This is a genomic window from Xanthomonas sp. SHU 199, assembly GCF_000364665.1.
Classification (GTDB): Bacteria; Pseudomonadota; Gammaproteobacteria; order Xanthomonadales; family Xanthomonadaceae; genus Xanthomonas_A; species Xanthomonas_A sontii.
Map to the genome: position 1 here is coordinate 15,313 of NZ_AQOI01000036.1, position 21,952 is coordinate 37,264.

Sequence of the window (21,952 nt, forward strand, 5' to 3'; positions counted from 1 at the left end):
CAGCTCTCCCGCCGACCGCCCGGCTGTTTCAGGGCGCGCGCTCTGCGTGGATCTGGACGGTACGCTGCTGAATTCGGACATTCTCTACGAGTCCCTGCTGGCCCTGCTGGCGCGCAATCCGCTGTACGTGTTCATGCTGCCGCTGTGGCTGCTGCGCGGCAAAGCCGCGCTGAAGCGCGAACTGGCCGCGCGGGTCACCCTCCCGGCGGAGACCCTGCCCTACAACGAGCACGTCCTGGAACTGCTGCGCACTACGTCGCAGCGCCCGCGCGTGCTGTGCACCGCCTCCGACCAGTTGCTGGTCGCGCCGATCGCCGCGCACCTGGGCCTGTTCGAAGAGGTCATCGCCAGCGACGGCCAGCGCAACCTGTCCGGCCGCAACAAGGCCGACGTGCTGGTGCAACGGTTCGGCGAAGGCAATTTCGACTATGCCGGCAATGGCCGCGTGGACCTGCACGTGTGGGACAAGGCCGGCGGCGCCTGGGTGGTCAACAACGGCAACGGCTTGCGTACGGCCGCCGCACAGCGCACCACCGTGCATGGGCACTGGCCGGCGCCGCCGCGCGCCCGCGCCTGGCTCAAGGCGCTGCGCCTGCACCAGTGGCTGAAGAACCTGCTGGTGTTCGTGCCGCTGCTGACCGCGCACCGCTTCCTGGACGGCCCGTCGGTGCTGCAGTCGGTGATCGCCATGGTGGCGTTCGGACTGTGCGCCTCCGGCGTGTACGTGCTCAACGACCTGCTCGACCTCACACCCGATCGCCAGCATCCGCGCAAGCGCAAGCGGCCGTTCGCCGCCGGCCGCCTGCCGCTGCTGCAGGGCCTGTTCGCCGCCCCCGCGCTGACCGTGGCCGGACTGGCGCTGTCGCTGGCCTGCAACCTGCACTTCACCCTGGTCCTGCTGATCTACTACGTGATGACGCTGGCGTACTCGCTGCGGCTCAAGCGCATCGTGATGATCGACGTGGTGCTGCTGGCGGCGCTGTACACCGTGCGCATCATCGGCGGCGCAGTGGCCATCGATCTGGAACTGTCGTTCTGGCTGCTCGCGTTCTCGATGTTCATCTTCCTCTCGCTGGCGCTGCTCAAGCGCTACACCGAACTGCACGCGATGCTCGGCAGCGGCAAGACCAAGGCCAGCGGGCGCGCCTATTCGGTGGAAGACCTGGTGCTGCTGCAGTCGATGGGCGCGGCGGCCGGCTACATCGCGGTGCTGGTGATGGCGCTTTACATCAACAGTCCGGAAAGCGTGCAGCTGTATCGCAATCCGAAGCTGCTGTGGCTGATCTGCCCGGTGCTGCTGTACTGGGTCAGCCGTGTCTGGATCGTGGCGCACCGCGGCGACATGCACGACGACCCGATCGTGTTCGCCGCCACCGACCGGGTCAGCCAGGTGGTCGTGGTGCTGTGCGGGCTGTTCGCGCTGAGCGCCATCTGATGGCCGATGCCGGGCAGTCCTGGGGACGCTATCCGCACGCGACGCAGACGCTGCTGCCGATCGCCGACCGGGCGGCGGCCCTGCCGGCCTTCGCCGGCAACGCGCTGCCGCGCGGAAACGGCCGCAGCTACGGCGACAGTTGCCTCAATCCCGACGGCACCCTGCTGTGCGCGCGCGGCCTGGACCGCTTCATCGGCTTCGACCCGGCGACCGGCCGGCTGTGCTGCGAGGCCGGGGTCACGCTCGCCGAGATCATCGATCTGGTCCTGCCGCAGGGCTGGTTCCTGCCGGTGACGCCGGGCACCCGCTACGTCACCGTGGCCGGCGCCATCGCCAACGACGTGCACGGCAAGAACCATCACCGCACCGGCAACTTCGGCCATCACGTGCGCGCCTTCGAGCTGCTGCGCAGCGACGGCAGCCGCCGCCTGTGCACGCCCGACGCCGATGCCGACGGCTGGTTCGCGGCCACGGTCGGCGGACTCGGCCTGACCGGGCTGATCACCTGGGCGGAGATCCAGTTGCGCCGCGTGCCGGGCCCCGCGCTGGAGACGGAGAACATCCGCTTCGGCTCGCTCGACGAGTTCTTCGCGTTGTCCGCGGCCTCGGCCGACAGCCACGAGTACAGCGTTGCCTGGATCGACTGCCTGGCCAGCGGCCGCGCCCGCGGCCGCGGCCATTTCACCCGCGCCGATCACTGCGCCGGCCTGCCCGAGGAACGCCCGGCCTCGCCCGGCAAGGGGCTGGCAATGCCGCTGACCCCGCCGGTCTCGCTGGTCAACAAGCTGTCGCTGCGGCCGTTCAACGCGCTGTACTACTGGCGCCAGCCCGCGCGCAGCAAGCGCCGGCTGAGCCACCTGCTGCCATTCTTCTATCCGCTGGACGGCATCCGCCACTGGAATCGCATGTACGGCCCGCGTGGCTTCCTGCAGTACCAGTGCGTGCTGCCGCCGGCCACCGCGCGCGACGGCGTGGATGCGCTGCTGGCGGAAATCGCCCGCAGCGGCAGCGGCTCCTTCCTGGCCGTGCTGAAGGAATTCGGCGCCCCCCCCTCACGCGGCATGTTGTCCTTCCCGCGCCCGGGCACCACGCTGGCGCTGGACTTCCCCAACGACGGCGCCGACGTGCTGCGCCTGCTGGAGCGGCTGGACCGCATCGTCGACGCCGCCGGCGGCGCTCTGTACCCTGCCAAGGACGCGCGCATGTCCGCCGCCTCGTTCCAGCGCGCCTATGCCCGCTGGCAGGACTTCAGCCGCTATCTCGATCCCCGCTTTTCTTCCGGCTTCTGGCGCCGGGTCACGGAGTGAACATGCAACGCGTCCTCATCATCGGTGCCACCTCGGCGATCGCCGAGGCCACTGCCCGGCACTACGCCGCGCGCGGCGCGGCCCTCCATCTGGTCGGCCGCCAGGCCGCACGCCTGGACGCGATCGCGTCGGACCTGTCGGCGCGCGGCGGCAAGGCCAGTTGCGGCGTGCTCGACGTCAACGACAGCGCCGGCCATGCCGCGGCGTTAGACGCGGCATGGGCCGCGCTGGGCGGCTTGGATGTGGTGCTGATCGCCCACGGCACGCTGCCCGACCAGACTGCGTGCGATGCCTCGGTCGACCTGTCGATGCGCGAGTTCGCCACCAACGGCACCTCGACGATCGCGCTGTGCGCCGCGCTGGTGCCGCGCCTGCGCGCGGGTGCGACGCTAGCGGTGATCTCCTCGGTCGCCGGCGACCGGGGCCGCGCCAGCAACTACCTGTACGGCAGCGCCAAGGCCGCGGTCAGCGCCTACCTGAGCGGCCTCGGCCAGCGCCTGCGCCCGGAGGGCATCAACGTGCTCACGATCAAGCCGGGCTTCGTCGATACGCCGATGACCGCCGCATTCAAGAAGGGCGCGCTGTGGGCCAAGCCCGACCAGATCGCCAAGGGCATCCTGCGCGCAGTCGACGGCCGCCGCGCGGTCGCCTACCTGCCCGGTTTCTGGTGGGCGATCATGTTCGTCATCAAGTCCATTCCCGAATTCGTCTTCCGCAGGATCAAGCTCTGATATGCGCGATGAGCGCTCCAAGGCTTTCGCGGGCCGGGTTATCTCTCAATCACTTGATGGCCCTTATGTTGCCCAGGAGTTCCATTCAAGCGTTGGAAAGCTCGCACTACCTGTGATCTTACTGATGTGCATGCTGCTTCTGGGCGGATGCAACTCTTATGGTAAGTACGCGTTAGGTGTACATGGCGGTTGTGCGCCAAGCAGCTCTCCTTTTCTGAGCCCAGACACCACTGTGGATGGGCAAATTACCTACTGCGAAGGTGGCGACAAATGGACTGGAACGCTTGAGTCACAGGTTTATCCAGCAGGCACCCAGAACGTCGTCGTCATGCTCAGCGGCTATCCCGGCTACCCGGGAGTTTCGGTCCACGCCATCAATGACGCGGGCGTGGAAGCACTTATACCTGTTTCCAGACAACCTCGCGATCGCTGGCAACCCATGGTACTTCAAGTACCGAGAGAGGTCTCGAAAGCTGCGTATCGTATTCGGATCAATGATCAGGCTACCGGTTCTTTCGGTTGGGCCGGCATGGGCGGATCCACTTTGCCCACAGGCCTGATTTTTGCCAAAGGCGCCTTACCAATTCTCGCTGCGGCACTTTTTGGGAATGCCTGGCTGATCGCAGTTTCCTTATGCCTACCAACTACTGCCCACCCACGTGAAAGTCTCCGCAATGGACTGCTTGCCAGCGGAACGTTATGGCTCACCCTTTTCAATACATACGTATTTTCTTTAGAACTGGGTAACGCGCTCACATGGATCCTATCAATTGCGCCATTTCCACTTGCCATTTTTATTGGATGGAGACGCCGCAGACTGATTGCCGACATCCTTGCAATGCAAAACTCGCTACTCCCCGTTTTGGCAGTTGCATTTCTTGTACTATGGACAGGACTTTTCCCATTCTATTGGAACGGCGAACCTGACGGCGCCCCAGCTAGTCGTTGGTGGCCATCGCTGGCAATCGACGCATGGCTGCCGATGTTATTCGGCAACATGCTCGAGAGCGGAAAATTGCTTGTGCCAATGACCGGCGACTGGCTGAGCAGCGATCGCCCTCCCCTTCAGACAGGCCTGTACCTATTAGTCTATAAGTTGATTCCTGGAAGCAGGGAGCTGGTTTATCAAGGTATATCAAGCTGGGCCCAGGCACTGGCACTCCTACCTTTAGCATCGCTGACCGAGCGCTTTATGACGAGGCGCGCTCAGATCGCAGCGCTCCTCACTCTAAGCTTGTCTGCACTGATGATTCTAAACACGCTATTCGTTTGGCCCAAGCTTCTAGCAGCCGCATTCTGCCTTATTTATTACATCGCCGCCTTCCCTGACGGAGGGAAACCAAGGCACTGGGGACAAGCGGGCGTTGCGGCTGCGCTGGCCTTACTGGCGCATGGTGGAGCATTGTTTTTCCTGGTGGGAGCATCGGTAGTCCACTTGGCTTGGTACAGGCGGAACAGCCTGGGAATGCTAATTAGGACTGCAGCCGTTACGCTCGCTCTGTATGGACCATGGATTGCTTATCAGCGCCTAATCGACCCTCCAGGAAATCGCCTTGTAAAATGGCATCTTGCAGGAAAAATCCCTGTAAGCAGCGAAGGGGCATTACATGCCATTTTCAGCGCATATTCGCAATTGACTCCAGCAACCTGGCTCTCGTCGCGCATGGAAAACGTCGCCACAATCACAAAGGGCGCCATTTCCGTTCTTCGCGATGCGCCAAGAACTGCAATTGAGCGCGATCCAAACGCACTGCAGGATTTCATCAACGATGACTTTTACGGCTTATTTCACTCAATGTGGTTCGCGTCGCCCTTGCTGCTATTGCCCGGCTTGGCGTTAATTTGCTGGCGCACTAAACACAAAGCTCCAAACGACGCAGCGCTTAACGCACAGCTCAAGCTTGTCCAATTGGCAGCAACAGTGATCATTGCAACCACGCTCTGGGCCATTGTGATATTCCGGGGCGGAGAAGCGACTATCCATGTCGGAGCTTACGCATCCACATTGGCCCTGCAATTAGTAGTGCTGTCCATTGCCTGGCACACTAGCAAGACGCTCTTCTATACGATCTGCACGGCGAACATCATCGTCGCGTTGTCGGTCTATATATTCGACCGACGCTTCCTGCCCGGCCTAAACTTTATCTACGTCCTCGGAAACACCCTGTTCTGTAGCGGGCTATTGGCAGCCATTGCGTCGTCAACTGCAGGCCCGGGATGGCATGCGATCCGGCGCCCCCTCAGTGCCACCTCACTTACATGAAGATCGGCAAGTGCCCACACAACTCAACAAAAAAGGCTCTAGCAAAATCCATGCATTTGGAGGCATATGCGTGCCTGACTGGCAGCCCATGGAGTCATGTGGCTCAATGGTTTTTTCGGTATGATGAAATTCCGTCGATCTCGAGCCATCCCAAGGCGCAAAGCGACGCAACCTTCCGGACAGATGATAGGACCGACGTCCCGCATGAGAGCATTTGTGCCTTTGATGCTCCACCAAGGCGATCGCGCTATTTAGTAGTCTCCCGCTGAGTTTCCAGGACGACGCACCTACATCTCACTGATTTTTGGTTCATCTATGGCACAAAAAAATGAAAAAATTGTCTTGACAGGCGCTGCGGGCCTGGTAGGGCAGAATCTGATTGTCGAATTGAAGCAGCAGGGTTACACGTACCTGGTGGCAATCGACAAGCACGAACACAATCTGGACATCGTGCGCACGCTGCATCCGGAAGTACAGACGATACTCGCAGATCTTGCAGAGCCCGGGGATTGGGCTGAAGCGTTCGTAGGTGCAGGGTTGATAGTCCAGTTGCACGCGCAGATCACCGGCAAGACCACCGACCTGTTCACCCGCAACAACCTGACCGCGACCGCGCACGTGCTCGACGCCTGCCGCGCAGCGAAGGTGCCTTACATGGTGCACATCAGTTCCTCGGTGGTGAACTCGGTGGCCAAGGACGACTACACCAACACCAAGCGCGCTCAGGAAGAGATGGTGGTCGCCAGCGGCCTGCGTCACTGCGTGCTGCGCCCGACCCTGATGTTCGGCTGGTTCGATCCCAAGCACCTCGGCTGGCTGTCGCGCTTCATGGCCAAGACCCCGGTGTTCCCGATCCCGGGCGACGGCAGGTTCATGCGCCAGCCGTTGTACGAGCGCGACTTCTGCCGCTGCATCGCCAAGTGCATCGAACGCGAACCGGACGGCGAGGTTTACGACATCGTCGGCGACACCCGCGTGGACTATGTCGACATCATCAAGACCATCAAGCGGGTCAAGAAACTGCACACCCTGATCGTGTATATCCCGATCGGCTTCTTCGCCTTTCTGCTGCGCGTGTATTCGCTCTTCAGTTCCAAGCCGCCGTTCACCGCCGACCAGTTGAAAGCGCTGAGCGCCGGCGACGACTTCAAGGGCGTCGATACCGAAGCGGTGTTCGGCGTGCGCCAGACCCCGTTCGAAGACGCGATCCGCGAAAGCTACACCGACCCGCGCTACAGCCACATCGTGCTCAAGCGCTGAACCGTCATACGAGACCAGAACCATGAGTACATTCGCGATCGTCGGCAGCGGCCCCATGGGCCTGATGGCTGCCATGGAACTGCTGAAGAAGGGCCACCAGGTCGACGTCTACGAACGCGATGACCGCATCGGCGGCATGTCCGCGGACTTCGACTTCGACGGCCTGCGCATCGAGCGCTACTACCACTTCATCTGCAAGACCGATTTCCCGCTGTTCAAGCTGCTCGAGGACCTGAAGCTGTCCGACCGCCTGCACTGGACGGACACCAAGATGGGGTATTACTACCAGGGCAAGCTGCACAAGTGGGGCACGCCGTTCGCGCTGCTCGGCTTCCCGCACCTGGGGCTGGTCGACAAGATCCGCTACGCCCTGCACGTCATGCACACCAAGGGCATCAGCGACTGGACCGCGCTGGACAAGGAGAACGCGCGCGACTGGATCACCCGCTGGATCGGCCCCAAGGCCTACAAGGTGATGTGGGAGAAGGCGTTCGCGCTGAAATTCTTCGAGTACCAGAACGACCTGTCCGCCTCGTGGATCGGCACCCGCATCAAGCGCGTGGCGCTGTCGCGGCGCAATCTGTTCAACGAAAGCATGGGCTATCTGGAGGGCGGCTCGGCCGTGCTGCTGGAACGCATGGCCGCGGAAGTCACGCGCCTGGGCGGACGCATCCTGCTGTCGCAGCCGATCGAGGAAGTCGCCTCGGCCGACGGCAAGGTCACCGGCATCCGCACCCGCGACGGCCATCATGCCTACGACGGCGTGGTGTCGACGGCACCGATCCAGTACGTGCCCAGCATGGTGCCCGGCCTGCCCAAGACCTTCGCCGACCAGGTCGCCGCCATTGAAAACATCCCAGTCGCCTGCGTGATCCTGAAGCTGTCCAAGCCGGTCAGCGAGAACTTCTGGATGAACATCAGCGACGACCGGATCGCCATCCCCGGCCTGATCGAGTACAGCAACCTCAACCCCGGCAAGGGCCCCGGCGAGCACATCGTGTATGCGCCCTACTACATGCCCAAGACCCATCCGAAGTGGCAGTGGAGCAACCAGCAGCTGATCGACGAAGTCATCAGCTACCTGCCGATGATCAATCCGGACTTCAAGCCGGAGTGGATCCGCGCGACCCATTGCCATCGCTACGAGTACGCGCAGACCATCTGCCCACCCGGTTTCCAGGACATGCTGCCGCCGATGAAGACGCCATTGCGGGGCTTCTACATGGCGGATACGGCGTACTACTACCCGGAAGATCGCTCGATCAACGAGAGCATCAATACGGCGCTGGCGCTGGTCGGTGAGGTTCTACGCGGATGAAGGCGCGGATGAAGGCAGCGCGCGTGCAGCTGGCAAGATGGTCTCATCCCCTGAACCCGATCTTGCTTCTGACGGTGCTGCTGATACCCATGATGGCCGTGCGGGCCTACCTGGTGCTGAGCTACGGCAGCAGCAGCCCGTTCTGGGACCAATGGGACGCGGAGTTCGACAATCTGTTACTGCCTTTCCTGCGCGGGGAACTCGGCCTTGGCCACTTCTTCGCCGCGCACAACGAGCACCGTATCTTGTTCACCCGGCTGATTTCGCTTGGGCTATTCACCGCCAACAGCAACCAGTTCGACGCCAAGGTGGAAATGTTGCTGAACGTGCTGCCTCACGCAGCTGCCATCGGAACGATGGCCTGGATCGGCATGCGCACCCTCCCTGCTGTAGCCCGACCTCTTTTGGCGATAGGAGTGTTCGCGCTGGCAGCATCGCCATTGGATTGGGAAAACCTGATCGCAGGTTTCCAGAACCAGTTCTTCATCCTTGCATTGCTCTCGGTGGTCACTGCATGGCTGGCGTCGGCCGATGTACTCGGACGCAATCGCGTGCTGGCGATGGTGATTTGCGCAGGGTTAGCCTTGTTCACCATGGCCTCGGGCGTATTCGCGGCAGCAGCGGCCGCTGGACTGCTCATTCAACGGCTATCGGCGGCCGACGTGGATCGGCGCCAGGGAATGATCGCGCTGCTATTGATGCTGGCCATCGCTGCGGCGGGATTGCTGATGATGCCGAAGCCACCCCAAGGGGACAGCCTCAACTCTCACTCCGTCGAGCAGTTCTTGCACGCATTGAAGAATACGCTGGCATGGCCGCTGTCTCCGAATTGGATAAGCGCGGCCGTGCTGTGGCTACCGTCGGCAACGCTGATCATGCTGATGGTGAATCGGATGTTGGCGCGCGGCGCCGCGCCGCGTGGCGAGCGCTTCTCATTCGCCATTGCTGGCTGGGTATTGGTGCAAGCGGCAGCAATGGCATATTCGCGCGGAGGCGAAGTGCAGAACAGCGTGACCTCGCGCTACACCGACCTGCTGACGATTGGCGTCATCAATAACTTATGGTTAGTCCTCTACGCCAGCTTCCGTCAGGACAGCCGGTGGCCGTCATGGACGCGCACCTTGGCGCCTGTCGCATTCATCGGATGGACTGCGCTAGGACTCTACCCCAGCCTACTCGCAGCCAAGGCCAGCATGGAGGAGCGCTCCAGAGCGAGCGCCAGCCAGGAGCGAATTCTGGCCAATTACTTGCGTGACGGGAACCTGGACGCCTTGCGCACCGCACCGGGGCGTTTTCCATACCCCGATGCCGAGCGCATTGCCAGGGTGCTCTCCGCGGACGATGCGGCGGGCATGATGCCAATGGAAATCCGTCGCCCACTGCCATTTAAGTTTGCCGACTGCAATGCCGTCAGCAGCCCTGGAGCATATACATCGTTGCCCGCCATGCCTTACGCACTGGGTACCTACACGCCTGGCAAAGGCGACGCCAACCTCGCCGACTGCAGCAGCGCGAGCGTGGCCACCGATGGCGGCTGGATTGCGTACCGCCAAAGCGGCGCCGGCAAGCCCTCGGTCGACGTGCGTCTGGTCGGACGCGACCATACGGTGGACCTGACGCGCAATAGCGCTCCGGGTGAGCGATGGCAAACGAGTCTGGAACGGCTTCCGGCCGATGAGTACAAGCTCCAGATTGTCGACTCCGATACGCACACGTGGGTTGCGGTCACGCCTCCTTTCCAGATCGGCCGCCTGAGCTTGCTGCGTTTGTGGGCCGAGGAACGTGCTGGGCACTTGTTGTATGCCACCTTGGTCCTAGTGCTGATGCTGCTGACGTATGCGATCACGCGACCTCGGACAAACCATGCGGCGACGCCCGCATGAGCCGTCAGTTCCTTCTGTTCGTTATTTGCGGCGGGACCGCGGCCGCCGTGAATGTAGGCAGCCGGATTCTTTTCAGCATGGTCGCGACGTTCGAGGCGTCGGTTTGCTTGGCCTATGCGCTCGGCATGCTCACCGCATTTCTTCTGAATCGGATTCTGGTGTTCAAGGGTTCCGATCGCCCGATTAGCCAACAGGCCGCGTGGTTCATCGGGATCAACACCATCAGCCTACTGCAAACTCTGGCAATCAGCATCTTGCTCAAACGCTGGCTGCTGCCGGCGCTCAACTGGCCGCTCGACATTCCACTCAGCGCCCACTTGGTCGGCGTGGCAGTGCCTGTCTTCACTGCCTACCTGGGACATAAGCACTTCACCTTTGCCCGCTCAAAGACCATGTGACACATGGACGCGCTCCATGCGTGCGATGCCCACCCACAGTAAACTACCCGGTCAATCCAACCACGTCCTGTATGGAAGCCTACCCTAGTTCTCCCGGCCATTTGATCCGGTCACTGGCCGTCAATCGACGGCTCGTCGTTGCCTTGGCCAAGCGTGAGATCGCAGCCCGCTACCGCGGCTCGCTGCTCGGCTTGGCCTGGGCGTTGGTGCAGCCGATTTTCATGCTGGCGGTCTATACGTTCGTCTTCAGCGAGGTGTTCAAGGCACGCTGGCCAGGCGGAAGTGGCTCGCGAACAGAATTCGCCCTAGTGTTGTTCAGCGGCCTCCTCGTATTCAACTTGTTTTCGGAAGTCTTCAACCGAGCACCAGCGCTGATCGTCAGCAATGCCAACTACGTAAAGAAGGTGGTCTTCCCGCTGGAAGTACTGCCCTGGGTAAGTGTGTTGACTGCGATGTTCAGCCTCGTGGTGAACCTGCTGGTCTGGATGGCGTTCTATCTAATGTCCACTGGACTGCCACCGGTGACCGCGTTGCTCGCCCCGGCGGTCATGCTCCCGATGATCCTCTTCATGACCGGCATCGCCTGGTTTCTGTCGGCTTTGGGCGTATTCCTCCGCGATACGGCACAGATCACTGCGATCATCACTACCGCAGTAATGTTTTTGACTCCTATTTTTTATCCCATTGATGCGATTCCGGCCTCGTTTCGTCCGGTGCTCTACATCAATCCCCTTGCTCCGATTGTTTCGCAAATGCGCGATGTGCTGATGTGGGGCAAGGGCCTGGATCCGGTTGTCTACCCGCTATGCATGTTGGTATCCATCGCCACCTTCTTCTTTGGCTACGCGTTCTTTCAACGTACGCGCAAGGGGTTCGCCGATGTGCTCTGACATCGCAATCCAGGTGCGCGACCTGGGCAAATGCTTCAATGTCTATGAGAAGCCTGCACATCGCCTGATGCAGATGCTGTGGCGTGGACGTCGCCGGTACTACCGTGAGTTCTGGGCACTTCGCGAGGTTGGTTTCACGATTCACCGTGGCGAAACCGTTGGCATCATTGGTCGTAATGGTGCCGGTAAATCCACACTGCTGCAGATGATCTGCGGCACGCTGACGCCCACAGAGGGTGACATCACGGTCAACGGCCGCGTCGCCGCGCTTCTGGAACTGGGCGCCGGGTTCAACCCCGAGTTTTCAGGCCGCGAGAATGTCTATCTAGCGGCATCACTGTATGGGGTAGAGCGGGAGGAAGTGAGCAAGCGATTTGCCGATATCGCCAGCTTCGCCGACATTGGCGACTTCATCGAGCAACCGGTGAAAACCTATTCCAGCGGCATGTACGTCCGCCTGGCCTTCGCAGTCATCGCCCATGTTGATGCAGACATCCTGATCATCGACGAGGCGCTGAGCGTCGGCGATGCCTATTTCCAGCAAAAGTGCATGCGATTCCTCGCAAGCTTCCAACGGGGTGGCGGGACCCTGCTGTTCGTCAGCCACGACATGGGTGCGGTGACCACCCTCTGCGCCTCTGCCGTACTGCTGCGCCGCCAGGATGACCACTACCAATGCGACATCGGTTCCGCGCGCGAGATCTCGGCGCTGTACCTGCGCGACTTGTACGCCGACCGCCAGGAGACAGCGCTAGCCACGCCTAGCAATGCACTCCGGCAAGGCTCGTACGACGTCGACAACGTCGAACCCACGAAGTTTCATGCTGGCGCATTCCGCCTCGACGTTGACAGCTTCGGCGCTGGTGGCGCGCGCATCGAAAACGCTGTGTTTACAGACGTCGACGGCAATCCAGTCTCCGAATTCACGTCGCAGGATGATGTGCGACTTACCATCACGGCACGGGCGCTAAAATCACTCAACTATCCTGCCATCGGCTTCATGCTGAAGGATCGCAAGGGCCAGTATCTCGTCGCCGACAGCTCAGATAGCTATCTTCGGGATGAAGCCATTGCTGTCGAACAGGGGAACACGTTCACGGTCACGTTCCAACTGCAACTACCACGCCTGATCCGCGGCGAATACAGCCTGGATCTCGCACTCGCCGAGGGGCCAGGCGATGACCATGTGCAGCATCATTGGCTGCACGATGCCATTCTCCTGACCGCCCTCAACTCCCAACTTGTCCACGGCATCGCCGGCGCCCAGCCGCTGGCGGTATCGTTCCGTACCTTTCATCACTCATGACCATCATCTCTGGACGCCACGGCGTTTTCGAAACACTTCCTGGTGACACCGTCATCGCGGACTCGCTGCGCTGGTACGGAGAATGGGCAGAGAACGAGCTCGAACTGCTCCGCCGCTTCGTTTCATCGGGAAGCGTTGTGGCCGACGTGGGCTCCTTCATCGGCACTCATGCAATCGCGTTCGCGCGTGCCGTTGGCAGCGTGGGCCACGTGCATGCGTTCGAACCCAGGCGCGACGCGTTTTCCGTTCTTCAGCGCAATATTGAGCAAAATGGCCTGGCGAGCCAGATCACCGCACATAACGTCGGTGTCTCGGATTACCCAGGCACGATTTCGCTCGATGACACAATCGATGGAACACAGAACAAAGGTGGACTAAGCCTGATCGACGCAGGCCAAGGATACGACGTTCGCATCATCACCCTCGACTCGCTTGCATTGTCGAGGCTGGACCTACTGAAAGTCGACGTTGAAGGCATGGAGGCGAAAGTTCTTATCGGCGCCACAAAGACGCTGCAGCGCTGCAGGCCGGTAATCTTCGCCGAGTTCAATTCCGTCGACGGCGCGGCAGCCACCATGGCGGCTGTTGCGGACCTTGGATATACCGCCTATGGCGCGATCTACCCGGCATTCAATCCCGACAACTTCAACCAGTGCCCGGACAACTTCCATGGCGCAAACGCCGAATGCGGCCTGCTTCTGATCCCAAGCGAAGGCAAGCAAGAGAGTTTGCTCACGGAAGACATGCGCCCCCTCGACTCCCTTGAGGACATTGTCGCGCTGCTGCTGGAGAAGCCACAGTACCTGCCAGAAGTACTGCCAGACGCACCTGAAGTCATGACGGTTCGTCGTCGCCGCGCCGAAGCGTCACAGCCTGCTGCGTCAGCCGTCCGACCTCTGCACGTCGTCGCACCTTTCTACTGCAACGAACAGTTGGTCGCCCCATTCATGCGTGGCCTGCGCAGCGTAGCCAACGAACTCGTGCAAGCGCACGCCTCCGTTTGGCTCTACAACGACAGCCCAGATCACGAAGGGCTGCGTGTCGCACTGGCTGAAGCCGTAGCCGAGGGTGTTCCAGGGGTCGACGTGCGCACGCTTGCGAATGAAGGCAATTTGGGCTTCATCGGCACGTGTAACCGCGCCTTCGATCTGGCGATCGAGGAAGGCGCCGACGTCTTGCTGCTCAATTCGGACACGGAAGTCACCACCGGTGCGATTTCCGAAGTACTGGCGGTGTCTACGCTCGATCCGATGATCGGCTTCGTCTGTCCGCGCAGCAATAACGCGACGCTGGCTACGCTTCCGCACTCGATCGAACATGTGGACGTCTCCGCCGAACAGGCGCGCAGCCTGTTCCTTCCCATCGCACGTCGCTTGCCTCGTTTTTCGTTCATCCCGACGGCAGTGGGCTTTGCACTGTGGATCCGCGGTACCGTGCTGGCCGAGTTCGGCCACTTCGACACGGTGTACGGCAAGGGCTACAACGAGGAGAACGACCTCATCATGCGGGCCAACCGCGCAGGCTATCGCGCGGCCCTCGCCAACCATGCCTTCGTCTGGCATCAGGGCGAGCAATCGTTCTCGACAACCAACCAGCAACGCTCCGAACGCGAACAGGTCAATGCCAGCATCCTGCGCAAGCGCTACCCGGAGTACGACGCGCTCATCTATCGCTATTTCACCTCGCCAGAGTACCGCGCCGAGAGGCTGCTCGAAGCCCTGGAGCCAGTGGACGAGCGGCGCACCATCGCCTTCGATTTTTCATCGTTCGGGCCGTTCCACAACGGCACGTTCGAATCCGGCATCAAACTGCTGTCGGCTGCGCAGCGGTCCTGGCCACAGGACACCCGAATCGGCGTCTACATCAGCAAAACAGCCTGGAACTTCCACGGCCTGGATCGCCTCCCCGGAATCGTGCGCTTCGAACCGAACGATCAGAACGACAAGGTAGCTGCAGTAGTACGCATCGGCCAGCCCTATCAGACCGGCACTCTGCTGCACCTGTTCGAGACCGCGCCGGTGGTGGGCATCTTCATGCTCGATACCATTTCCAGCGACTGCGGATATCTTCTGCTGGAGTTCGATGAAGACATCTGGCGTTTCGCGCTCGAAAACATGAGTGTGCTCTTCACCAACTCGCAGTTCACGCTCGACCGGATCCGTACGCGCTACACCATCGGCGCCTCGACGTTGCAGCGGGTATCCCTGCACTCGCTGGATCCGGCCGATTACGCCAGCTACCAGCCAAGCGACTCGGAAGGCTCGCATATCCTCGTCATCGGCAATCATTACGCGCACAAGTTTGTACGCGCGACAACCGATGCGCTGGCGAGCGGACTACCCGACCACAAGATCATCGCGATCGGCTATCCGGACGACATCGAACTCCCCGCCAACGTGCAGTCCATCAAGGCGGGCGAGATCGACGAAGAAACATTCCAATCGTTCTACAGGGACTCGAAGGTCGTCGTCTTCCCGAGCCATTACGAAGGATTCGGCTTCCCGGTGCTGCACGCACTGGCGCACCATCGTCCGGTGATGGTGCGCGACACCGGACTGAACCGCGAACTGGCCGACCACATCACCGCTTCGGCCAATATCCATCGTTATGAGACGACGCAGGAATTACTGCAAAAATTGCAGCATGCCATGCCGGTCTGGAGCGATGAATCTCGTGCTGGCGAAGTCGATGGCTGGCGTCGCTCGGCGCTGGAGGTACACGCGGCGCTGACGCTGGCAATGAACCAGGCAACCGGCTCACAGGTCGCATCCGTACTGCGGCGGGTTGATGCCCTCAAGCGTTCCGCCGCGCTCGCGGCAGAGATGGCAAGCTCGAACGCAGCCATGGCGACCTCAGGCCAGCGCGCCGGGCGTCGCTTGGGGCACATTATCGATCGTCTGTTGACGATTCCGGGTGCGGCGGCGGCGGCGCGCTTTGCCGCACGCATTTATCGCAGTCTCAGACGCTGACAAAGATGCGCGCTTTTTTGTCAGAAGCGCTTCTTACACATCGCCGATGGCGCCCTGGCAGGCAATGCCGGGGCGTTTACGCGGGGCCTAGGCTAACGCCCGCTCCAGATCCCCGCGCAAATCCCCCACATCCTCCACCCCCACGCTCAACCGCACCAGCGCATCGCTGATGCCGAGCTGCTCGCGGCGTGCGACCGGCACGGAAGCATGGGTCATCACCGCAGGATGGTTGACCAGGCTCTCCACGCCGCCGAGGGATTCGGCCAGGGTGAACAGGCGGGTGCGCTCGCAGAAGCGCTTGGCCGCGTCGAAGCCGCCTTTGAGCACGATCGAGACGATGCCGCCGTAGCCGCTCATCTGCCGGCCGGCCAGGGCGTGCTGCGGGTGCGAGGGCAGGCCCGGGTAGATCACCTTCTCCGCTGCCGGGTGCGTCTCCAGCCACTGCGCCAGCGCCAGGGCGTTGTCGCAGTGCGCGCGCATGCGCAGCGGCAGAGTCTTCAGGCCGCGCAGCGCCAGGAAGCTGTCGAACGGGCCCTGCACGCCGCCCACCGAGTTCTGCAGGAAGGCCAGTTGCTCGGCCAGTTCGGCATGGTCGCCGACCACGGCCATGCCGCCGACCATGTCCGAGTGGCCGTTGAGATATTTGGTCGCCGAATGCACCACGATGTCCGCGCCCAGCGCCAGCGGCCGCTGCAGCAGCGGCGAGGCGAAGGTGTTGTCGACCACCACCAGCAGGCCGTGCTTGCGCGCGATCGCGGCGATCGCCGCGATATCGACGATCTTCAGCATCGGATTGGTCGGGGTCTCGATCCACACCATCTTCGTGGTCGGGCGGATCGCGGCCTCGAACGCGGCCGGGTCGGTCAGGTCGACGAAGCCGAACTCCAGCGCGGCGGTGCGCTTGCGCACCCGCTCGAACAGGCGGTAGCTGCCGCCGTACAGGTCGTCCATCGCAATGACGTGGCTGCCGCTGTCCAGCAGTTCGATCACCGTGGCCGTCGCGGCCATGCCCGAGGCGAAGGCGAAGCCGCGGCTGCCGCCTTCCAGGGCCGCCACGCAGCGCTCATAGGCGAACCGGGTCGGGTTGTGGGTGCGCGAGTACTCGAAGCCCTGGTGTTCGCCGGGGCTGGACTGGGCGTAGGTGGAGGTCGCGTAGATGGGCGGCATCACCGCGCCGGTGGTCGGGTCCGGGTGCTGTCCGCCATGGATGGCCAGGGTCGCCAGCGCCAGCGCGGGGCCGTCGCCATGGGGGTTCGACGTGTTGTCCGTCATGAAGGGTTACCGGAAAAGGGGCGTGATTCTAGCAGTGCGGTCTGAACGGCCCCATGCAGCACGGGGCCGTGCCGGCCGCAGGGATTACTGCACCCGGCGGCGCAGATAGTTGAGCAGGTCGATCCGGGTGATCAGGCCGAGGAAGGCGCCCTCGTTCATCACGATAGCGACCTGGCCACGGTCGAACACCGGCAGCAGGGCCTCGATCGGCGATTTGACGTCCAGCCGGTCGAGCTTGCTGACCATGGCCGTGGCCACGGGGTCGCGGAACCGCGCCTCGTCGCCATATACATGCAACAAGACATCGCTTTCGTCGACGATACCGACCAGTTGATCGCCTTCCATCACCGGCAGCTGCGACACGTCGTACAGCTTCATGCGCTGATAGGCGGTGGTCAGCAGGTCCTTGGGGCCGACCACCACCGTGTCGCGCTGACTGTAGGGGCGCAGGATCAGGTCGCGCAGGTCGCCGTGCTGCGGGCGCTCCAGGAAGCCGTTGTCCAGCATCCAATAGTCGTTGTACATCTTCGACAGGTACTTGTTGCCGGTGTCGCAGACGAACACCAGCACGCGCTTGGGCTCGGTCTGTGCGCGGCAGTACTTCAGCGCCGCCGCCAGCAGGGTGCCGGTGGAGGAGCCGCCAAGGATGCCCTCCTTGGCCAGCAGTTCCCGCGCGGTGTGGAAGCTCTCGGCGTCGCTGATCGAATAGGCCTTCCTGACCCGGGTGAAATCGGAGATCGCCGGCAGGAAATCCTCGCCGATGCCTTCCACCAGCCAGCTGCCGGACTTCTCGCTGACCGTGCCCTGCTCGATGTACTCGGTCAGGATCGAGCCGACCGGGTCGGCCAGGACCAGTTCGGTATGCGGCGAGGCGGCGGCGAAGGCGCGCGACAGGCCGGTCATGGTGCCGGAGCTGCCGCAGCCGAACACGATCGCGTCCAGCCGGCCGTCCATCTGCCGCAGGATCTCCGGGCCGGTGCCGAACTCGTGCGCGGCCGGGTTGTCGGGATTGCCGAACTGGTTGATGAAGTAGGCGCCGGGGGTCTCGGCGGCGATGCGTGCGGCCAGGTCCTGGTAGTACTCGGGGTGGCCCTTGGCCACGTCCGAGCGGGTCAGCACCACCTCGGCGCCCATTGCCTTGAGGTTGAAGATCTTCTCCCGGCTCATCTTGTCCGGCACCACCAGGATCAGCTTGTAGCCCTTCTGCTGAGCGACCAGGGCCAGGCCGATGCCGGTGTTGCCGGCGGTGCCCTCGACCAGCACCGCGCCGGGCTTGAGGTCGCCGCGGCGCTCGGCCGCCTCGATCATCGACAGGCCGATCCGATCCTTGATCGAGCCGCCGGGATTGGCGCTCTCCAGCTTCAGGTACAGCTCGCACACCCCGGTGTCGAGCTTGCTGGCCTTGACGATGGGGGTGTCGCCGATCAGATCGAGTACGGAGGAGTGAATGGCCATCGGGTCCGAATGCGTCGCGCCGCGGCAGCGGCTGGACCGGGCATTATCCGCGCTCGGGGAGGGAAAGTCAGAGAATGCGCGCCGCAGGGATGAAAAAAGCCGCGGTCGCGGCTTTCGGAGGGGATGACGCGGACGGTGGCAAGCCGACGAGGAGGCCAGCCACCGCCCGCGACAAGAGGGAATAGTACGGTCAGTGCGGCTTCTGCTCGTAAAGGCGCAGCAGCTTTTCCTTGGCGGCGAGCTTTTCGCGCTTCATCTGCGCCAGGGTGACATCGTCGATCGGCAGCACGCCGAGCTCGGCGTCCATGCACTTCTTGTCCAAGGTCTTGTGGCGCTGGTAGAGCTGCTTGAACTCCGGATCGGACTTGATCAACGCGTCGATTTCGGTCTGCGGTTGCCCTTCGAACATAGGAATAGCCTCCTTCAGCTAGAAACAAGAACGCCCCGGCCGCTGCGGCACGGGGCGTTGCCTGGGAGCGGAAGCGCGCGAGCCGCCGGCTGCACCGCTGCAACGCCTGGAACCACGGTTCCCGGGACGTCGGACTGCGGTGCGCGCCACTGCGTCATCGGCTCGAACTCCTCCGTTGGCACCAGGCGGCGGGAGTGCCACCTGGAGTACCGACCCTACGCCTCCCCACCGCCGCGGACAAGAGAAGCAGGCCCGCTTTGCCGCATTCAGTTGCTCGCCGCTCAGGCCCAGGGAAAAACCCCGTTAAACCGCCTGCACAGGGTGCCGTCCGACCTCAGGGCGCGATCACGACGTCGGCCGAGCGGGCCTTGGTCGACGCCCCCTTCTTGCCCACCGCCTGCATCCGGTTGGCGGGCACGCCACCGCTGACCAAGGCCGCGCGCAGGGCATCGGCGCGCTTCTGCGCCACCCCGGCGTCTGTGTCGTAGGCCTCGATCCGCACCTTGCCCTTGCTGATCTGCAGGTATTGCGACAGGGCCTTGGCCTGGTTGGTGGCATCGCCCGACAGCGCCGCCTTGCCGGCGCCGAAGGCCGCGCCGGAGAAGGTGAAGACCTCGCCGCGCGTCTCGAAGCGCGAGGCCGGCAGCTTGGTGCCGGCGACCAGCTCGGCCTCCTCGCGCGCCAGCTTGGCCGACTTCTGCTGCGCGGCGCTGAGCTTGGCGGTCTGCTGACCGGCGACGCTGGCCAGCGCCGCATCTGCATCCGCCCGTGCGGCCTGCTCGGCCTCAGCCGCCTGACGCAGGCTCTCGGCCTCCTCGGCCTGGATCTGCGCCTGCACGCGCAGGCGCTCGGCCTCCTGCCGGGCTCGCGCGGCCTCGCGGCGGCTGGCCTCGATCAGCAGGTCGCTGCGAGTCTTCTCCAACTGGTCGACCTGACGACGGGCGATCTCGGCACGGGCCATGGTCTCGGCGATCTCGACCCGGCGCTCGGCCAGGTAGCGCGCTTCGTCGCGCTCCTTGCGCTTGGCGTTGGCGAAGTTGGCCACCGCCTGCTGCGCCTGCAGGCGCTCGTAGGCGGCGACATCGGCGTTGAGCCGATCGGCCTGCAGCGCCACCAGGCGCTGGTTGAGCACGGCCAGTTCCGGGTCGTCGGCGGCCATCGCGCCCAGCGGCGCCAGCAGCAACGCCAGCAGGGCCAGGCGGCGCATTCCGTGCAGGGTGCGGCTCATGGACGGCCCTCCCCGGTACCCAGGGTCTGTTGCAGTTGGGCCACCTCGGCCTGACGCTGCTTCAACTGTGCATTGGCCACCGCCTCCTCGCTGCGCGCGCGCGCCAGGTCGGCATCGGCGGCCACGCGCAGGGCCAGTTGCGGTGCGGTCTTGCGCTGGCGGCGGTCGAGCGCGGCCTGTTGCGCCTGTTCCAGGCCCTGGCGGGCACTGGCGAGCAGGTCCGGCGCGTACTGGTCGGCATCGGCCTGGACCGCACGCTGCACCGCCTGCTGCGCGGACAGCAACTCCGGCGAAGCCACCTGGGCGAACGCGGCCGGCGCGGCGAACAACGCCAATGCGCAGGCCATCACATACTGCTGACAACGGAAGTGTGCGAAGCTAGTTTTCATCTAGGGGGGCCGTGGACGGAGACGTCGGTCACGGCCATTGTCGGAAGCCTGTGGCGCGCTTGCAACGGGCGATTGCGGATCGTTGGGGAACCATTGCGCATGGATATCGGCTATTTCCTGAAGCTGATGACCGAAAAGAACGCCTCGGACATGTTCCTGACCACAGGAGCACCGGTCTATATCAAGATCGAAGGCAAGCTGTACCCGCTCGGCGCCACCGGCCTGCCGCCGGGCATGGTCAAGAAGATCGCCTACTCGTTGATGGACGAGGGCCAGGTGCCGCAGTTCGAGCGGGAGCTGGAATTGAACATGGCCATCGCCCTGCAGGACGCCGGGCGCTTCCGCGTCAACGTGTTCAAGCAGCGCGGCGAGGTCGGCATGGTGATCCGCGCGATCCGCAGCAAGATCCCCAGCATCGAGGAGCTGCACCTGCCGCAGGTGCTCAAGGACGTGATCATGACCCCGCGCGGACTGGTCCTGGTGGTCGGCTCGACCGGCTCGGGCAAGTCCACCTCGCTGGCGTCGATGATCGACTACCGCAACAGCACCACCACCGGGCACATCCTCACCATCGAGGACCCGATCGAGTACCTGCACAAGCACAAGATGTCCATCGTCAACCAGCGCGAGGTCGGCCTGGACACCCACGCCTTCCACAACGCACTGAAGAACGCGATGCGCGAGGCGCCGGACGTGATCCTGATCGGCGAGATCCTGGACGCGGAAACCATGGAGGCCGCCATCGCCTTCGCCGAGACCGGACATCTGTGCCTGGCCACCCTGCACTCCAACAACGCCGACCAGACCATCGAGCGCATCCTCAACTTCTTCCCCGAGAGCGCGCACAAGAACGTGCTGATGAACCTGTCATTGAACCTGCGCGCGGTGATCTCGCAGCGCCTGGTCAAGGACAGCAGCGGCCGCCGCCGGCCGGCCTCGGAAGTGCTGCTGAACACGCCGATGATCCGCGACCTGCTGCGCCGCGGCCAGGTCCACGAGATCAAGCAGGCGATGGAGGAGTCGCTGGAGGAAGGCATGGAGACCTTCGATCAGTGCCTGTTCCGCATGGTCAAGCAGGGCCAGATCGAGCAGGAGGAAGCGCTGCGCGCGGCCGACTCGCGCGACGGCCTGGCCCTGAAGTTCCGCCTGTCCGAAGGCGGCAGCGGCGAGCACGATCCCTACGCCGACTACGACAGCGGCCCCAGCGCCGCGCCGCGGATCACCCACGGCTTCGTCTGAGGCGTCGCCGTGTTGTCGTAGGCGCGGTTTCAGCCGCGACCGGGCGTTCGCAGCCGCCTGGTCGAACTGGCCCCGCAGCGACGGCGGCCACGACGGACCGTAGGCCCAGCGGCGGTCGCCGCGGGTCGCCCTTGCGCGGGCAAACGCCACTTCCACACAATTGCGCGTCGGGACTGAAGTCCCTCCCACAGTGCACCCAG

At 63.2% G+C, this 21,952-nt stretch carries 17 protein-coding genes; 12 read left to right on the plus strand and 5 right to left on the minus strand.

Features of this window, described 5'->3' with window-relative positions:
• Positions 1–46 precede the first annotated feature (46 nt).
• From D183_RS0102065 to D183_RS26190, 11 genes are all read left to right on the plus strand, one after another.
• Positions 47–1,435 carry a UbiA family prenyltransferase gene (locus tag D183_RS0102065; RefSeq protein ID WP_017907517.1) on the plus strand — a complete coding sequence of 463 codons (1,389 nt, stop codon included), beginning with the start codon at positions 47–49 and terminating at the stop codon, positions 1,433–1,435.
• Complete coding sequence (locus D183_RS0102070; RefSeq protein ID WP_017907518.1) at positions 1,435–2,742, plus strand: FAD-binding oxidoreductase; 1,308 nt, start codon at positions 1,435–1,437, stop codon at positions 2,740–2,742. The genes D183_RS0102065 and D183_RS0102070 overlap by 1 nt, the downstream gene beginning before the upstream one ends.
• Positions 2,743–2,744: 2 nt before the next feature.
• Positions 2,745–3,473, plus strand: a complete 729-nt coding sequence (locus tag D183_RS0102075; RefSeq protein WP_026144107.1) for an SDR family oxidoreductase — start codon at positions 2,745–2,747, stop codon at positions 3,471–3,473.
• Between the two features lies 1 nt (position 3,474).
• Positions 3,475–5,736 (plus strand): hypothetical protein, encoded by a 2,262-nt coding sequence (locus D183_RS27270; protein ID WP_157835156.1) that lies wholly within the window; start codon positions 3,475–3,477, stop codon positions 5,734–5,736.
• Positions 5,737–6,051: 315 nt separating this feature from the next.
• On the plus strand, positions 6,052–6,996 hold the full coding sequence (locus D183_RS0102080) for an NAD-dependent epimerase/dehydratase family protein (RefSeq protein WP_026144108.1): 945 nt from the start codon (positions 6,052–6,054) through the stop codon (positions 6,994–6,996).
• Positions 6,997–7,018: 22 nt separating this feature from the next.
• Positions 7,019–8,314 (plus strand): NAD(P)/FAD-dependent oxidoreductase, encoded by a 1,296-nt coding sequence (locus D183_RS0102085; protein ID WP_026144109.1) that lies wholly within the window; start codon positions 7,019–7,021, stop codon positions 8,312–8,314.
• On the plus strand, positions 8,311–10,197 hold the full coding sequence (locus D183_RS0102090) for a hypothetical protein (RefSeq protein WP_157835157.1): 1,887 nt from the start codon (positions 8,311–8,313) through the stop codon (positions 10,195–10,197). Before D183_RS0102085 ends, D183_RS0102090 begins: the two co-directional genes overlap by 4 nt.
• On the plus strand, positions 10,194–10,595 hold the full coding sequence (locus tag D183_RS0102095) for a GtrA family protein (RefSeq protein WP_017907524.1): 402 nt from the start codon (positions 10,194–10,196) through the stop codon (positions 10,593–10,595). The genes D183_RS0102090 and D183_RS0102095 overlap by 4 nt, the downstream gene beginning before the upstream one ends.
• A 71-nt stretch (positions 10,596–10,666) precedes the next feature.
• A complete protein-coding gene (locus tag D183_RS0102100) occupies positions 10,667–11,485 on the plus strand; it encodes an ABC transporter permease (protein WP_026144110.1) in 819 nt (272 codons plus the stop codon).
• Positions 11,475–12,791, plus strand: coding sequence for an ABC transporter ATP-binding protein (locus D183_RS0102105; RefSeq protein ID WP_026144111.1), 1,317 nt, complete (start codon positions 11,475–11,477; stop codon positions 12,789–12,791). Before D183_RS0102100 ends, D183_RS0102105 begins: the two co-directional genes overlap by 11 nt.
• Positions 12,788–15,760 carry an FkbM family methyltransferase gene (locus D183_RS26190; RefSeq protein ID WP_081613241.1) on the plus strand — a complete coding sequence of 991 codons (2,973 nt, stop codon included), beginning with the start codon at positions 12,788–12,790 and terminating at the stop codon, positions 15,758–15,760. Before D183_RS0102105 ends, D183_RS26190 begins: the two co-directional genes overlap by 4 nt.
• Before the next feature lie 87 nt (positions 15,761–15,847).
• Here the strand turns inward: D183_RS26190 and D183_RS0102115 are convergent, their stop codons facing one another.
• The 5 genes from D183_RS0102115 to D183_RS0102135 form a co-directional block, all read right to left on the minus strand.
• Positions 15,848–17,032 carry a cystathionine gamma-synthase gene (locus D183_RS0102115; protein WP_017907528.1) on the minus strand — a complete coding sequence of 395 codons (1,185 nt, stop codon included), beginning with the start codon at positions 17,030–17,032 and terminating at the stop codon, positions 15,848–15,850.
• 84 nt (positions 17,033–17,116) lie between these two features.
• Positions 17,117–18,487 carry a pyridoxal-phosphate dependent enzyme gene (locus tag D183_RS0102120; RefSeq protein ID WP_017907529.1) on the minus strand — a complete coding sequence of 457 codons (1,371 nt, stop codon included), beginning with the start codon at positions 18,485–18,487 and terminating at the stop codon, positions 17,117–17,119.
• Positions 18,488–18,677: 190 nt separating this feature from the next.
• On the minus strand, positions 18,678–18,896 hold the full coding sequence (locus tag D183_RS0102125; protein ID WP_010340228.1) for a YdcH family protein: 219 nt from the start codon (positions 18,894–18,896) through the stop codon (positions 18,678–18,680).
• A gap of 334 nt (positions 18,897–19,230) precedes the next feature.
• Positions 19,231–20,103, minus strand: a complete 873-nt coding sequence (locus D183_RS0102130) for an OmpA family protein (protein WP_017907530.1) — start codon at positions 20,101–20,103, stop codon at positions 19,231–19,233.
• A 17-nt stretch (positions 20,104–20,120) separates the two neighbouring features.
• On the minus strand, positions 20,121–20,513 hold the full coding sequence (locus tag D183_RS0102135; protein ID WP_026144112.1) for a DUF4398 domain-containing protein: 393 nt from the start codon (positions 20,511–20,513) through the stop codon (positions 20,121–20,123).
• A 99-nt stretch (positions 20,514–20,612) separates the two neighbouring features.
• Here D183_RS0102135 and D183_RS0102140 point away from each other — a divergent pair, with 99 nt between their 5' ends.
• Entirely contained in the window at positions 20,613–21,752 is a 1,140-nt protein-coding gene (locus D183_RS0102140; RefSeq protein ID WP_017907532.1) for a PilT/PilU family type 4a pilus ATPase, read from the plus strand.
• Positions 21,753–21,952: the final 200 nt, after the last annotated feature.